This window comes from Streptomyces sp. NPDC086080 (assembly GCF_044540255.1).
Lineage (GTDB): Bacteria > Actinomycetota > Actinomycetes > Streptomycetales > Streptomycetaceae > Streptomyces.
The window spans coordinates 56037-70285 of sequence record NZ_JBITRU010000011.1 but is presented as its reverse complement, the minus strand read 5'-3'; the positions used below and the strand labels follow the sequence as shown (position 1 = coordinate 70285).

Here is a 14249-nt window from a genome sequence, read left to right as displayed (position 1 = left end):
CGAGATCCTCGGTACGACGCGCGCGCGTCGGCGTGGAACGCACCGGCCCGGGGGCGTTGGAGGCGCCTGCGCGCGGCCGTGTCACCGGTATCTCGTAGGCTCCCGGTCATGAGTGACGGGGAATCCGGCAGACGGGTCATCGACGGGCGCTTCGAGCTGGAGGCGCGGCTCGGTGGCGGTGGCATGGGTTTGGTGTGGCGGGCGCGCGATCTGGTCCTGGACCGGGCCGTGGCGCTCAAGGAGGTGCGGCCGCCCGATCCGGGTTTTGCCGAATACGATCCGCAGGGCGCGGCGATGCTCCGGGCTCGGGTGTTGCGCGAGGCACGGGCGCTGGCCCGTGTCGACCATCCCAATGTGGTGACCATTCACCATGTGGTTGATGGTGGGGAGCACGTCTACCCGTGGCTGGTCATGGAGTTGGTGACCGGCGGTTCGCTCCAGGACCGGCTGGGGAAGGGGCCGCTGGCGCCCGTGGAGGCCGCCCTGATAGGCCGCGAGGTGCTGGCCGCGCTGCGCGCCGCGCACGACGTCGGCATCCAGCACCGGGATGTGAAGCCCGCCAACGTCCTGATGAGGCCCGACGGGCGTCCGGTCCTCACCGACTTCGGTATCGCTGCCATCAGGGAGTCGACCGCCCTGACCGCGACAGGGTCCATCATCGGCACCCCTGACTACATGGCGCCCGAGCGGATCGCCGGCCACGAGGGCGGCCCGGGCTCCGACCTGTGGTCGCTGGCGATGATGCTGTACGTCGCCGTCGAGGGTGACCACCCGCTGCGCAGGGGAAGCACCCTCGCGACGCTGGCTGCCCTTCTGAGTGAGGAGCTTCCGCCGCCGCTCCAGGCCGGAGTGCTGACCGGCTTCCTGAACGCCGTGCTCGTGAAGGACCTGACCGAGCGGGCAGACGCGGAGACCGCCGACCGGATGCTCGCGGAAGCGGCCAAGGGCCGCGACTCGGTCCCGAGCGCTCCCGGCGGGGTGTGCGGGGCCACCTCGTACCGGCTGGTGCCTCCGTCGGCGCCGACACCCACGCCCTCCGCACCGGCCGGGTCCGGACCGTCTTCGGGCTTCGGGCCGCCGGCCGGATTCGGGCCGCCGGCCGGATTCGGACCGCCGGCCGGATTCGGACCGCCGGCTCTGCACGGCGTTGTGTCCGGTCCGGCCGGGCCGCCGACCCCCTACCCGGCGGGACCCACACGGCCGACGCCGCCGCGAGCGGGCGGCCGTGCGAAGAGCCGGGTCGCGATGGCTTCGTCCGCAGCCGGGATCGTGCTGGCAGGAGTCCTGGTGTGGACCCTGCTGCCGGACGGAGCGGACAACGATCTTGGAGGGGTGGCCAATTCACCTCACGCGTCCTCGACCGGGACGAACAGCCCGACTTCCGCATTGCCGGGAGCGTCCCGTGCGGCGTCGGTGCCCCAGGCCGACGCGAAGACCGATCTGCTCACCCCGGAGGGCATCCGGACGGCGGTGAAGGAGATCAAGGCCGCGACCGGCACGGACCGCGCGTGCGACCTCACCATCTACCCGGATTACGTGTCCGCGGAGATCATGGTCAAGGGAAGCGACACCAAGTACGACAGCTACACCTACCGCCCGGGTCAGGGCGTCGAGAAAGGCATCATCAGCGGCGCCCTGATCGGCGGTGACCGCCCGTTCAGCCTGGACGACTTCGACTGGACCGTCCTTCCTGCCCTGCTGAAGCGGGCAGACAAAGACCTGAACGTGAAGCGGCCGACCATGCGTTACGTCCTGGTCCGCCCCGCCGACGACACGTTCGGCACCCCGCTGGGACTGGCCGTCTATCTCGCCGACGACCACGGCACCGGCTATCTGGATGCCGACCTGAAGGGCAAGGTGACCCGGGTGATGCCGGCCCAGGACTGACCGGCCCGTCCGCTGGGCCCGGCGGTGTGGTCGGCGAACGCCGCCCGGCCCGGGTGACATGGGGAGAACCGAACTGGCCGGTGACACCCGGGGGCTACCAGACGCCCAAGGCGGCAAGGGAGCACGCCGCGCGGTACGGGGAGTCGGCTACTTCGTGGCGGTCGGAACGTCACCAGGGTGGCGACCTGCTCGATGCCCGTCACCGGGCACCCCCGACAACCGCGTTGGTGCAGAGAACGCACGGAGGCCGCCGACTCCACCTACGGATCTCCGCCATCTGGCCCTGGCGACACGAGCTGACCAGCGCATTCACCCGCCTCGCAGCCCTGGCCCGGCCAGCCACCCGACCCACAGCACTGTCCCTGCCCATCCGCGACACGAGGAACCCCGGAGCACCCGACCCCAGCGTCGGGCCCCAGCCATGCCCGCCCCTCGATCAGCAACCAAAATCGCGGGCCCCCGAGATCAGTCCAGCTCAGCCACCCCAACTCTGCTGGATGTCCGACCAGGTGGTGGTTACCGGGAACATGACCTTGTTGTGCGCGCCCGTCAGTCGTGCTTCGATCATCCGGTGAACTTTCTGTTGACGGCGAGCGGCCTGCGCAACGAGACGCTGCGGGATGCGCTGCGGGACATGCTGGGAAAGCCGTTCGGGTCGGCGAACGTCGTGTTCGTTCCTACGGCATCAGTCGCCGAGGCCGGGGATCACGGGTGGTTCGTCGCGGACATGAACCGGCTGCACGGCCTCGGCTGGGGGGAGTTCGACGTCCTGGAGCTGAACGGCCTACCCCGGCAGATGGTGCTCGACCGGCTGCTCCACGCCGATGTCATCTATGTCGAGGGCGGTAACCAGTACCACCTCGCGCGCAGTATCACCGGTAACGGCCTGGCCGACGGCTTCCTGGAGGCGCTGGAGGACCGGGTCTATGTGGGGGTCAGCGCTGGTTCAATGATCTTCAGCCGTAATCTCACTGGGCACTCCGCCGACATCATCGGGGACACCGCGGATCTCCACGTGCTCGGCACAACGACCGTGGAGCCGCCGTTCGGCCTCTTCGACTGGTACCTCAAGCCCCATCTGTACTCGCCGGATTTCCCCGAGCGGGACGACGCCTGGGCTGATCGCGTCGCTGCGCGGGCCAACTTCCCGATCTACTTCATCGACGACGAGACAGCCGTTCGCGTCAGGGACGGCAAGGTGGATGTCATTTCTGAAGGCCGGTGGCGGTTCCATCCGGGCTGAAGCTGGTCCTGAAGGTGGCCAAGCGCGCCGAGAACACGGTGGGGGGCGCATTGTCCGCTACGCGGATGATTGTGCGCCACGAACACAACGGGAGGTTTCGATGTAGACGAAATCTTCCGAAGTGATGCTGCACCGGTGATGGAGGCAGGCCCTCCGGCACCGCCCACGCAGGGGGAGGTCTCAAACCCAGGGCCCCGGGTGATCGGCACGGATCTGCCGGCCTCCGCGACGTCGTTCACGCTTCGCCCACGGCTCCTTCCGCGCGGAGGTCCGGCACTCCACCGCTCGCCGCACGTGGGGGGCGCATCAGCGTGACACCGCGTGCAGCCGGTTCGGGTGCCCCGCCGGGGTCTGCTTCCGGGGCCCGGCGTCCGAGGTCCGACCCGGTACTCTCCCCCAGAAAGCCGCCCGACTGGTGCTGCCACAGCCTGGCGTAAGCGCCGTTCGCGGCGAGCAACTCGTCGTGGGCGCCCTGCTCGACGACGCTTCCGCGGTCGAGGACGACAAGACGGTCCATACCGGCGACGGTGCTCAGACGGTGGGCGACCACGAGCGCCGTACGTCCGTCCATCAGCCGCCACAGGGCGTCCTGGACCAGGAGCTCGCTCTCCGAGTCCAGCGCGCTGGTCGCCTCGTCGAGCAGCAGGATCGGGGCGTCGCGCAGGATGGCCCTGGCGAGGGCGACGCGCTGGCGCTGGCCGCCCGAGAGTTTGACTCCCCGCTCCCCCACCAGGGTGGCGAAGCCTTCGGGGAGTTGGCCCGCGAACTCCGTGACGTGCGCGGCCGCGGCCGCCGCGTGGATCTCCGCGTCGGTGGCGCCGGGCCGGGCGAAGGCGATGTTGTCCCGCAGGCTGCGGTGGAACATCGCGGGTTCCTGCGGAACGTAGGCGATCAGTGAGCGCAGATCGCTCTGGCGCAGTCTGCTGATGTCCTGCCCGCCGATCATGATGCGGCCGTCGTCGATGTCCGCCATCCGCAGCAGGAGCCGGGTGAGTGTGGTCTTGCCGCCGCCGGACCGGCCGACCAGTCCGATCCGTGCGCCCGCGGGCACGTCCAGATCGAGTTTCCGGAAGATCGGCTTCGCGGCCGTGTGGGCGAAGGTCACCGCTTCGAAGCGGATGCCGGTGTCCCGCGGTGCGAGCGGTTCGGGTTCCTCCGGGTCGAGCACGGTCGGCGGGTCCAGCAGCAGCTCCGTGAACTGTGCGGCCTCGGTCATCGAGCTCTCCAGGCGCCGGTAGATCTGGTTGAACTCAAACATGATCTGGGTCGCGTTGGAGTAGTAGGTGAAAGCGACGACGATCTCCTCCACTCCCTGGCCCGGGCCGCCGAAGGCGATCGCGACCAACAGGCCCAGCACGTTGGTCAGCACGGACATGGGGGCGATCAGGGTGTCGACGCGCAGATTGCCGTAGTCCCACGATTTCAGCATCAGGCGCCGGGAGTCCGCGACACGGCTCCGGTGTTCGCCGGCCTCCCGCCGCTCGGCCGCGAACGCCCGGATGGTCTCCATGTTCATCAGGCTGTCGGCGACGTGACCGGAGACCCGGGCGATCGCGGCCTCACGGTCGTTGACGAGTCTCTGCCGGCGACGGATCAACGGTGTCGCGGCCACCACGGTGAGAGCGATCATCACCAGCAGACCGGCGACGAGCAGCGGTTCGTAGCTCCACAGCACCACGGCGCCGAACAGCAGGGGGACGAGGCTGCCCACGATCCGGTACGTCAGGGTGTCGACGAAGTCCTCGAAGCGCTTGCCGAAGCTGAGCACCCGTTTGGTCAGGGAGCCGGCGAAGTTGTCGTGGAAGAACGCCGCGTCCTTGGCGAGGAGTTCGTCCATGCCGCGCACATACAGGTGCTCCATGCCGAGGGCGTCCACCCGGTTCAGGCAGTGCTGCCCGACCCGCCACACGGCCTCGGCGACCAGCAGCGTCACGCCGAAGCCCAGCACGTACGGCAGCGCCGACGCGAGGGTGAGGCCCCCGTCACCGGCGGCCTGTCCCGCCAGTTTGGCGATCAGCAGGGGGGCGATGTAACGGATGCCGATGTTGCCCACGGCCGGCAGCAGCAGTGCGGGCAGGGCCAGCAGTCGCAGTCGCAGCAGTTCCCGGCAGTAGCGGCGCAGCGCCAGAAGGACCGCGCTCCTACCCGGCGCCTGCCCTGGTGTCTCGGTGGTCCCCATGACACTCCCGGAGGTTCGGAGGTCGGAAGTTTCCCGTCAGGGGCGGTTCCCGGTCCAGGCATTTACCCCGTACGAGTGAGAACCGGACACCACGAGAGGGACTGCCCGCCCGCGCTCAGCGCCGGGGGCCCGCCGATCGTCCTCGCGGCCATCCGGTGTAGGCCTCGGCAAGGTAGGTCGACCCCGCGGTGGAGCCGGTCACGGCGGCCAGCTCTCCTTCCTGGCGACGGACGTCGAACGGGGTGGCGTCGGGCAACCTGTGCAGCATGCTGGTCATCCAGTAGGAGAAGTGCTGGGCCTTCCAGACCCGGTCCAGTGCCCGCTCGCTGTAGGTCGCGAGGGGAGCGGTGTCCCCGCCCGCGACCGCCCTCTCGAGCTCCTCGGCCAGGACGCGCACGTCGGCGAGGGCCAGGTTGAGGCCCTTGGCGCCGGTCGGCGGCACCGTGTGCGCGGCATCGCCCGCCAGCACCAGCCGCCCGTGGTGCATCGGCTCCTGGACGAAGCTGCGGAACGGCAGGACGGTCCTGGAGGTGATCGGCCCCTCCCGCAGACGGTGGCCGTTGGCCCCGACCCGTGACTGGAGCTCGTCCCAGATCCGGTCGTCGGACCAGTCGCCCACGTCCTCCGCGGGATCGCACTGGAAGTACATCCGCTGGAGGTGCTCGGTGCGCCGGCTGATCAGTGCGAAGCCACTCGGGGAGTGGTTGTAGATCAGCTCCGGTGCGCTCGGGGGTGCCTCGGTGAGGATCCCGAACCAGGCGAAGGGGTAGGCACGGAAGTACTGCGTGCGTTCCGCCTCCGGTACCTGGTGGCGGCACAGGCTCCGCGATCCGTCGGCGCCCACGAGGAAGTCGGCCCGGACCTCGTGGCGGAGGCCGTGTGCGTCGGTGAACCGCAGGACCGGCGCATCGGAGACGAGGTCGTCGACCGACACGTCGGTGACACCGAACCGGACGTCGCCACCGTCGCGCGTCCGGGCGTCGGCGAGGTCGATGAAGACGTCCGTCTGGGGGTAGAGCTGGGTCGACGCGCCCACCAGGCCCTGGAAGTCGATCCGGTGGCTGCCCCCACCGAAGGCCAGCTCGATGCCGTCGTGGCGGTGGCCGTCCCGGTGCACCCGGTCGGAGACCCCGGTGCCCGCCAGCAGGTCGACCGAGTCCTGCTCCAGGATCCCGGCACGGTGGGTCTCCTCGATCTCCCGGCGGCTGCGCAGATCCACCACGACCGAGTCGATTCCGGCCCGGGCGAGCAGGTGGGAGAGCATCAGCCCGGCAGGGCCGGCCCCGACGATACCGATCTGCGTGCGGCCGCGGACGCGTGAGGAGGTCATGGTCGGCATTCTCCCGCCCGGCGGCGCCGGGCACCCCCGCCACCCGATGAGATTTGCGTATGCGCGTTTGCTGAATCGTTCTCTGACAACGTTCGACATCCCGTCCGGCCATCGGCAACACCAACTCCCACTGGTAGAGACCATTGCGCTCCACCCCGATCAGGTCGATAACGTTTATGTTTGATTCCGTGATCTCCCGAGCGACTGTGTTGACTTTACGAGGCACGCTGGGCCTGTTCACCTGGCAGTCCCAGGTCAGCCATGACCCGTCGCTGCAGATCCTCAGCATCACCGGGTCGCTCCTCTCGGTCGTCCCGATCGTCATCACCTTCCTGGTGCTCCAGCGCTACTGGAAGGCCGGTCTCGCGGCGGGGGCGGTGAAGGCGTGAGCGACGCGCTGAGGCACCTGTCCGACCGGCTCGGCGGCATCGCCTACGGCGGTGACTACAACCCTGAGCAGTGGCCGCGGGACGTGTGGGACGAGGACGTCCGGCTCATGCGTGAGGCCGGCGTCAACCTCGTCACCGTCGGTGTCTTCTCCTGGGCGTTCCTGGAGCCGCGCCCGGGGACGTACGAGTTCGGCCTGCTCGACGAGGTCATGGACCTGCTGCACGCGAACGGCATCGCCGCCGACCTGGCGACGGCCACGGCGTCCCCACCACCGTGGTTCTCGCTGCGCCACCCCGAGGCCCTGCCGGTGACCGCCGACGGCGTCCGGCTGAGTCACGGCTCGCGGCAGACGTTCTGCCCGAGCAGCCCCGCGTACGCCGAGGCGGCAGGTGACCTCGTCGAACGGCTCGTGGAGCGGTACCGCGACCACCCCGCGCTGGCTCTGTGGCATCTGCACAACGAGTGGGGCAACCACAACGCGCACTGCTTCTGCGACGTCAGCGCCGAGGCGTTCCGTGACTGGCTCCGGCAGCGGCACGGGAGCCTCGACGGTCTCAACGAGGCGTGGGGGACGGTTGTCTGGAGCCAGCGGTACGGCGACTGGGCGGAGGTCCTTCCGCCGCGCGCCACCGCCGCCGTGCCGAATCCCACCCAGCGGCTCGACCACGGGCGGTTCTCCTCGGACGCGCTGCTGGCACTGCACCGGCGCGAGGCCGAGATCGTGCGCCGGCTCTCCCCCGGTGTGCCGCTCACCACCAACCTCCTGGTCACCCTCGAGAAGAAGGTCGACGGATTCTCCTTCGCCGGGGAGTGCGACTTCGTGTCCGTGGACCAGTACCTCACCGCCGCGGACCCCGAGGCGCACATCGGGCTGTCCCTCGACGCCGACCTGGCGCGCGGCATGGGCGGCGGCGCTCCGTGGCTGCTGATGGAGCACTCCACCTCCGCGGTGAACTGGCAGCCCCGCAATGTCGCGAAGACCCCGGGGCAGATGCGGCGCAACAGCCTCGCGCACGTGGCGCGCGGTGCCGAGGGCGTCCTGTACTTCCAGTGGCGCCAGTCGCGGGCCGGCGCCGAGAAGTGGCACTCCGTGATGCTCCCGCACGGCGGCACGGACACCAGGACCTGGCACGAGGTCACCGGTCTCGGCCGGGACCTGCAGGCGCTGGCGGAGGTGCGCGGCACCCGGGTGGTGCCGGACGTCGCGCTGCTCTTCGACTGGAACGCCTGGTGGGCCCTCGAGATGGACGCCACCCCCTCACAGGACGTGCGCTACCTCGACCTGGTCCGCGCCTGGTACCAGGCGCTGTGGTCGCTGGGCGTCACCTGCGACCTGGTGCACCCCGGGAGCGACCTGAGCGGGTACCGGCTGGTCCTCGTCCCCAGCCTCTGCCTGACGAGCGACGCGGACGCCGCGGCGCTGAACGGGTTCGTCGCGGACGGCGGACACGCGGCGGTCGGCTTCTTCAGCGGTGTGGTGGACGAGCACGACCACGTCCGCCTCGGCGGCCATCCGGGGGCGTACCGGGACATGCTCGGCATCCGGGTGGACGAGTTCTTCCCGCTCCGGGAGGCGGAGACGGTCCGGCTCTCCGACGGCTCACGGGCCACGGTCTGGACCGAACTCGTCGAACCGCGAGGGGCCGACACGGTCCTGTCCTTCGCGAAGGACCCGTCGTGCGGCGGCCCGGTTCCGGGGCACCCGGCGGTCACCCGGCACGCTTACGGTGACGGCGTTTCCTGGTACGTGGCGACGCGTCCGGACGCGGACGCCCTGCGCGCGCGGCTGGCCCGGGTCTGCCGGGAGGCCGGGGTCACCGCCGCGGCCGAGGTCCCGGACGGGGTCGAGGCGGTCCGCAGGCGTGGCCCGGACGCCGCGTACCTGTTCCTGATCAACCACTCCCCGCGCGACGTGTCCGTCCCGGCAACGGGCACCGACCTGCTGAGCGGCGTACGTGCCGAAGGCGAGATCCGCCTCCGCGCGGGCGATGTCGCGGTGATCCGGGAACACGGTGGGTCGGGGACGGACGGGAGGACGGGCGGAGGCCGCCCGCGGCGACGGTAGGGCCGGTCCGACCACGGTCGCTTCGAGCCGTGTTCCCGGACGAGCCGGGCCCTGTATCTCCTGGCGTCGCCCGGCGAGCATGTCGTCACCGGCCCGCCGACGGGACAACCCCTCGAAGGCGCAGACACTTGAATCCTCCCCCAGCTGAAGCAGGGGATTCCTGGCTCACGCCGCCTGCGGGTCAGCGACCCGACAGGTCTTCCACGATCAGCACCAGCCGGGTTGAAACCAGCCCGGGGTCATACAGCAAAGCTCGGAGGTGCATGTGCTGTCCTGGTTCTCGATCAGCACGACGTACGCGCTTGGTTCTCGCAACGTACGGCGTGCAGTTCACCCGGCCGGGTGGGCGGTCTTTCGCCCTGACGGCGAAACCCCGTTTCCTGCCCTGCTTCGCAGGGGTCCGATTCTCCCCCGGCCTGAAGGCCGGGACATCCTCGGGGGAGCCAGGTGACCACCGACCGATCTTCCCATCTGCTCCATCTCCGCGCGCAGGGCACCAGCCTGGTCCTCGACTGCTCGGGGCCCCGCCTCCCACGGGTCCTGCACTGGGGAGCCGACCTCGGCGACCTGGGGGACGACGCGTCCGGCGGCGCGGGCGACCTCGCCCAGCTCGCCACGGTGAGCGTCGCCGAGCTCGGTACCAGCGTTCCCGACGTCCCCGTGCCCGTGAGTGTGCTGCCCGAGCAGTCGGCCGGCTGGCTGGGCACGCCGGGGCTGTCCGGGCACCGCGAGGGCGCCGACTTCTCCTGTGCCTTCGCCGTCCGGGAGCTGCGGTTCCCGGGGCCTCGCTCGCTGGTGGCCGAGGCCGTGGACGAGCAGGCCGGGCTCGCCCTGCGGTGGGAGCTCGAGCTGACCCCCTCCGGCCTCGTCCGCCAGCGTGCGCGCCTCACCAACCGGGGTGAGGGCCCCTACACGCTGGAGGCGCTGCACCTCACGCTGCCGGTGCCGGAGCACGCCGCCGACGTGCTCGACCTGACCGGCCGCCATCTGCGGGAGCGGTCCCCGCAGCGGCACGAGTTCACCCTCGGCACGCATCTGCGGGAGAACCGGCGCGGACGTACCGGTGTCGACGCCACCCTCCTGCACACCGTGGGTGAGCGGGGCTTCGGCTTCCGCGATGGTGAGGTGTGGAGCCTGCACGTCGCGTGGAGCGGCAACCACCGCACCTTCGCCGAGCGGACGAACTCCGGGGTCTCGCTCCTCGGCGGTGGGGAACTGCTGCTGCCGGGCGAGGTGCGCCTGGGGCCCGGTGCCGCGTACACGACCCCGTGGCTGCTGGGCTCGTACGGCCGGGGTCTGGACGACATGGCGGCGCGCTTCCACACGTACCTGCGGCAGCGTCCCCACCATCCGGCCACGGTGCGGCCCGTCACCCTCAACACCTGGGAGGCGGTCTACTTCCGGCAGGATCTCGGCACCCTCACCGCCCTGGCGGACGCGGCGGCGGAGGTCGGAGCCGAGCGGTTCGTCCTGGACGACGGGTGGTTCCGCGGGCGTCGCGACGACCGGGCAGGCCTGGGCGACTGGTACGTGGACCCCGGGATCTGGCCGGAGGGGCTGCACCCGCTCGTCGAGCACGTCCGTTCCCTCGGGCTGCAGTTCGGTCTCTGGGTCGAGCCGGAGATGATCAACCTCGACTCGGACCTGGCCAGGGCCCATCCGGAGTGGATCCTGTCCGCGGCCGGGCGCCTGCCTCCGGAGGCCCGGCACCAGCACGTGCTCGACCTGGGCAGGCCGGAGGCGTACGCGTATGTGCTCGAACGTCTGGACGCCCTGGTCGGCGAGTACGCCGTGGACTACCTCAAGTGGGACCACAATCGCGACCTCGTCGACGCGGGCAGCGGCCCGCGCGGTGTCGGCGGGGTGCACGCACAGACCACCGCGGTGTACGCGCTGATGGACGAGGTGCGCCGGCGCCATCCCGGGCTGGAGATCGAATCCTGCTCCTCGGGCGGTGCCCGGGTGGACCTGGGCATCCTCGAACGCAGCGACCGCGTGTGGACGAGCGACTGCATCGACGCCCTGGAACGGCAGCGGATCCAGCTCTGGACGGGCCTGCTGCTGCCTCCCGAGCTGATGGGCGCGCACGTCGGCGCCCCCGCCGCGCACACCACGGGCCGCACACACGGTCTCGACTTCCGCGCCGGCACCGCGTTCTTCGGTCACCTGGGCATCGAGTGGGACCTCACCCGGGCGACGCCCGCGGAGCGCGGCCGGCTCGCCGAGTGGATCGCGACCCACAAGCGGCTCCGGCCGCTGCTGCACGGTGGGACCGTGGTGCACGGCGATTCCCATGATCCCGCGGTCCTCGTGCACGGCGTCGTGGCCCCCGACCGGTCCCATGCCGTGTACGCGGTGGTGCAGACGGCCACGAGCGTGCGGGTACCGACGGGGCGCGTGCGCCTGCCCGGCCTGGCGGAGGACGCCCGGTACGCCGTGGCCCCGCTCCCGCCGGGGGATTCGGCCCGGGGTCCGGTCACCGCTCCGCTGCCCTGGTGGACACCGGAGGGGGTCGAACTGCCGGGCCGCGTCCTGTCGGTGCTCGGCGTCCAGGCGCCGACCCTTCACCCGGAGAGCCTCGCGCTGATCGAGGTCCGCCGGATCGCGCAGCCGGTATGAACGCGCCCCGGCCCGTGCCTCGCACGGGCCGGGCGCGTCCGGGCGGGGCCCTCACCTCGGCGGGGCCCCGCACCCCGGCCGGTCAGGATCCGTCGGTGCCGTCGTACAGCACGACGCCCTGCACCGTGTTCCCCGTGGTGCCGTACCCCGGGAAGGTGACCACGGCTCCCGGCGGCACCTCGCGGTGAGGGACCTGCATTCCGTCGCCGTACACGACCCGCACGGTGTGGGTGGTGGGACAGCCGTTGGTGACGAACGTGTAGCGCCAGCCCGCGCTGAAGGTCACGCACGCGGGTGCGGGCGTCTCGCTCCCCGTGTTCTCCGCGGGTCCGGCGTGAGCCGCCGTGCCGGACGACGCCACGGCCAGGACCACCGAGCACGCCACAAAAGTTGAACGTACAGGCCGCTTCATCACAGTGCTCCCCTTCACTTGTCGAACGGACAGCGTCAGCGTACGGGGGACCCGGCACTGCATGAAAAGTCTTGCAGCAAGTTTCAGACTCGGTGCGGTGGCGCCCGGAACGGCGAGGTGGGGGAACCGCGGAGCCGGGCGAGGTCACCGTCGGACGAAACGGCAGTTCCCTCTCCTGCCGCCGGGCCGCCGCCGTCGGCACACGACGGCATACCGCGGTGAGCGGAGCGGCCGTGACACGTCCGAAAGCGATCGCTCCGCGGTCGGACGAGGGGTGGTGCGGGCCGGGACCGGAAGCGTCCGGCACGGGCACACCGCGGTCACGGCGGCCTCGATGGATCATCCCTCCCGCTCACCGGGTAACGTCAGGGTATGAGTCATCCACACCCCGACCTCAAAGCCGCACCGCCCCTTCCCGAAGGAGGGCTGCGGGTCACCGCCCTGGGCGGCCTCGGTGAGATCGGCCGCAACATGACCGTCTTCGAGCACGCCGGCAAACTGCTCATCGTCGACTGTGGCGTGCTGTTCCCCGAGGAGACCCAGCCCGGCGTGGACGTGATCCTGCCGGACTTCACCTCGATCCGGAACCGGCTGGACGACGTCGTCGCCATCGTCCTCACGCACGGGCACGAGGACCACATCGGCGGCGTGCCCTATCTGCTGCGGGAGCGGAGGGACATCCCCGTCGTCGGCTCCAAGCTGACGCTGGCGTTCCTGGAGGCCAAGCTCAAGGAGCACGGCATCCGGCCGCGCACGGTGCGGGTGCGGGAGAGCGACCGGCGCGGCTTCGGTCCGTTCGACTGCGAGTTCGTGGCGGTCAACCACTCCATCCCGGACAGTCTCGCGGTCGCGATCCGCACCAGTGCCGGGATGGTGCTGCACACCGGCGACTTCAAGATGGACCAGTTCCCCCTCGACGACCGCATCACCGATCTGCGTGCCTTCGCCCGCCTCGGCGAGGAGGGGGTCGATCTGTTCCTCACCGACTCCACCAACGCCGAGGTGCCCGGCTTCACCACCTCCGAGCGTGAGCTGAACCCGGCGATCGAGCAGGTGATGCGCACCGCGCCGCGCCGGGTCATCGTCTCCAGCTTCGCCAGCCACGTGCACCGCATCCAGCAGGTCCTGGACGCCGCCCACGAGCACGGCCGCAAGGTCGCCTTCGTCGGCCGGTCGATGGTCCGCAACATGGGCATCGCCCGTGACCTGGGCTATCTGAAGGTGCCGTCCGGTCTGGTGGTGAGCACCAAGGAACTGGAGAAGCTCCCCGACCACAGGATCACCCTGGTGTGCACCGGCTCCCAGGGCGAACCGATGGCCGCCCTGTCCCGGATGGCCAACCGCGACCACCAGATCCGCATCGGCAAGGGCGACACCGTCCTGCTCGCCAGTTCCCTCATCCCCGGCAACGAGAACGCCATCTACCGGGTGATCAACGGACTCACCCGGTGGGGCGCCCACGTGGTCCACAAGGGCAACGCCAAGGTGCACGTCTCCGGGCACGCCAGCGCCGGTGAACTCGTCTACTGCTACAACATCGTCAAACCCCGCAACGTCATGCCCGTGCACGGCGAATGGCGCCACCTGCGGGCCAACGGCGACCTCGCCATCCGTACCGGCGTCGACCCCGAGCGTGTCGTCATCGCCGAGGACGGCGTCGTCGTCGATCTCGTCGACGGGCGCGCGTCCATCACCGGCAAGGTCCCCGCCGGCAACGTCTACGTGGACGGCATGGAGGTCGGCGGCGCCACCGAGGCGTCCCTCAAGGACCGCCTCACCCTCGCGGAGGAGGGTGTGCTCACGGTGGTGGCGATCGTCGACGCGGACACCGGTGCCCTCGCCGAGGCTCCCGACTTCCTGGCCCGCGGCTTCGTCCACGACGACACGACCTTCGAGCCGGTCGTCCCCGTCATCGAGAAGACGCTGGCGGCCGCAGCCGAGGAAGGCGTCGGCGACGCGCGGCAGCTCGAACAGCTCCTGGCTCGCGCCGTGGCGAACTGGGCGTTCCGCACCTACCGCCGCAAGCCGCTCATCATCCCGGTCATCATCGACGCCTGAGCCACGGCCCGGCGGGCCGGTTCCGCGGTCCGGCCCCTGCCCGCGGGCAGGGGCCGGACCGCGGAA

Annotated in this window: 9 protein-coding genes; 6 read left to right on the top strand and 3 right to left on the bottom strand. The window is 70.7% G+C overall.

Going from position 1 to position 14249, the window contains the following annotated elements:
- The first annotated feature begins 108 nt into the window (after positions 1–108).
- Positions 109–1887: a protein kinase gene (locus ACIF9R_RS15830; protein WP_399979704.1), complete on the top strand. Its 1779-nt coding sequence runs from the start codon at positions 109–111 to the stop codon at positions 1885–1887.
- A 571-nt stretch (positions 1888–2458) separates the two neighbouring features.
- A complete protein-coding gene (locus ACIF9R_RS15825) occupies positions 2459–3130 on the top strand; it encodes a peptidase E (protein WP_399979702.1) in 672 nt (223 codons plus the stop codon).
- Between the two features lie 235 nt (positions 3131–3365).
- Here ACIF9R_RS15825 and ACIF9R_RS15820 read toward each other — a convergent pair whose 3' ends face one another.
- Together ACIF9R_RS15820 and ACIF9R_RS15815 are read right to left on the bottom strand one after the other, a co-directional pair.
- Positions 3366–5309 carry an ABC transporter ATP-binding protein gene (locus ACIF9R_RS15820; protein ID WP_399979699.1) on the bottom strand — a complete coding sequence of 648 codons (1944 nt, stop codon included), beginning with the start codon at positions 5307–5309 and terminating at the stop codon, positions 3366–3368.
- A 115-nt stretch (positions 5310–5424) separates the two neighbouring features.
- Positions 5425–6639 carry a 4-hydroxybenzoate 3-monooxygenase gene (locus ACIF9R_RS15815; RefSeq protein WP_399979697.1) on the bottom strand — a complete coding sequence of 405 codons (1215 nt, stop codon included), beginning with the start codon at positions 6637–6639 and terminating at the stop codon, positions 5425–5427.
- A gap of 206 nt (positions 6640–6845) precedes the next feature.
- Here ACIF9R_RS15815 and ACIF9R_RS15810 point away from each other — a divergent pair, with 206 nt between their 5' ends.
- The 3 genes from ACIF9R_RS15810 (at position 6846) to ACIF9R_RS15800 (ending at position 11713) form a co-directional block, all read left to right on the top strand.
- Positions 6846–7028, top strand: coding sequence for a hypothetical protein (locus tag ACIF9R_RS15810; protein WP_399979695.1), 183 nt, complete (start codon positions 6846–6848; stop codon positions 7026–7028).
- Positions 7025–9094: a beta-galactosidase gene (locus ACIF9R_RS15805; RefSeq protein WP_399979693.1), complete on the top strand. Its 2070-nt coding sequence runs from the start codon at positions 7025–7027 to the stop codon at positions 9092–9094. The genes ACIF9R_RS15810 and ACIF9R_RS15805 overlap by 4 nt, the downstream gene beginning before the upstream one ends.
- A gap of 447 nt (positions 9095–9541) precedes the next feature.
- Positions 9542–11713, top strand: coding sequence for an alpha-galactosidase (locus ACIF9R_RS15800; protein WP_399979690.1), 2172 nt, complete (start codon positions 9542–9544; stop codon positions 11711–11713).
- An 82-nt stretch (positions 11714–11795) separates the two neighbouring features.
- Here ACIF9R_RS15800 and ACIF9R_RS15795 read toward each other — a convergent pair whose 3' ends face one another.
- Positions 11796–12125 carry an alpha-amylase gene (locus tag ACIF9R_RS15795; RefSeq protein WP_399979688.1) on the bottom strand — a complete coding sequence of 110 codons (330 nt, stop codon included), beginning with the start codon at positions 12123–12125 and terminating at the stop codon, positions 11796–11798.
- 372 nt (positions 12126–12497) lie between these two features.
- Between ACIF9R_RS15795 and ACIF9R_RS15790 the strand changes: the two genes are divergently transcribed.
- The gene (locus tag ACIF9R_RS15790; RefSeq protein WP_399979686.1) at positions 12498–14183 is read left to right on the top strand and encodes a ribonuclease J; all 1686 of its coding nucleotides are present in this window, start codon (positions 12498–12500) and stop codon (positions 14181–14183) included.
- Positions 14184–14249: the final 66 nt, after the last annotated feature.

Excerpts from the sequence above, each read along its gene's own strand:
- ACIF9R_RS15830 (WP_399979704.1), top strand. The coding sequence starts at position 109 with ATGAGTGACGGGGAATCCGGCAGACGGGTCATCGACGGGCGCTTCGAG.
- ACIF9R_RS15820 (WP_399979699.1), bottom strand. The coding sequence starts at position 5,309 with ATGGGGACCACCGAGACACCAGGGCAGGCGCCGGGTAGGAGCGCGGTC.
- ACIF9R_RS15815 (WP_399979697.1), bottom strand. The coding sequence starts at position 6,639 with ATGACCTCCTCACGCGTCCGCGGCCGCACGCAGATCGGTATCGTCGGG.
- ACIF9R_RS15795 (WP_399979688.1), bottom strand. The coding sequence starts at position 12,125 with ATGAAGCGGCCTGTACGTTCAACTTTTGTGGCGTGCTCGGTGGTCCTG.
- ACIF9R_RS15790 (WP_399979686.1), top strand. The coding sequence starts at position 12,498 with ATGAGTCATCCACACCCCGACCTCAAAGCCGCACCGCCCCTTCCCGAA.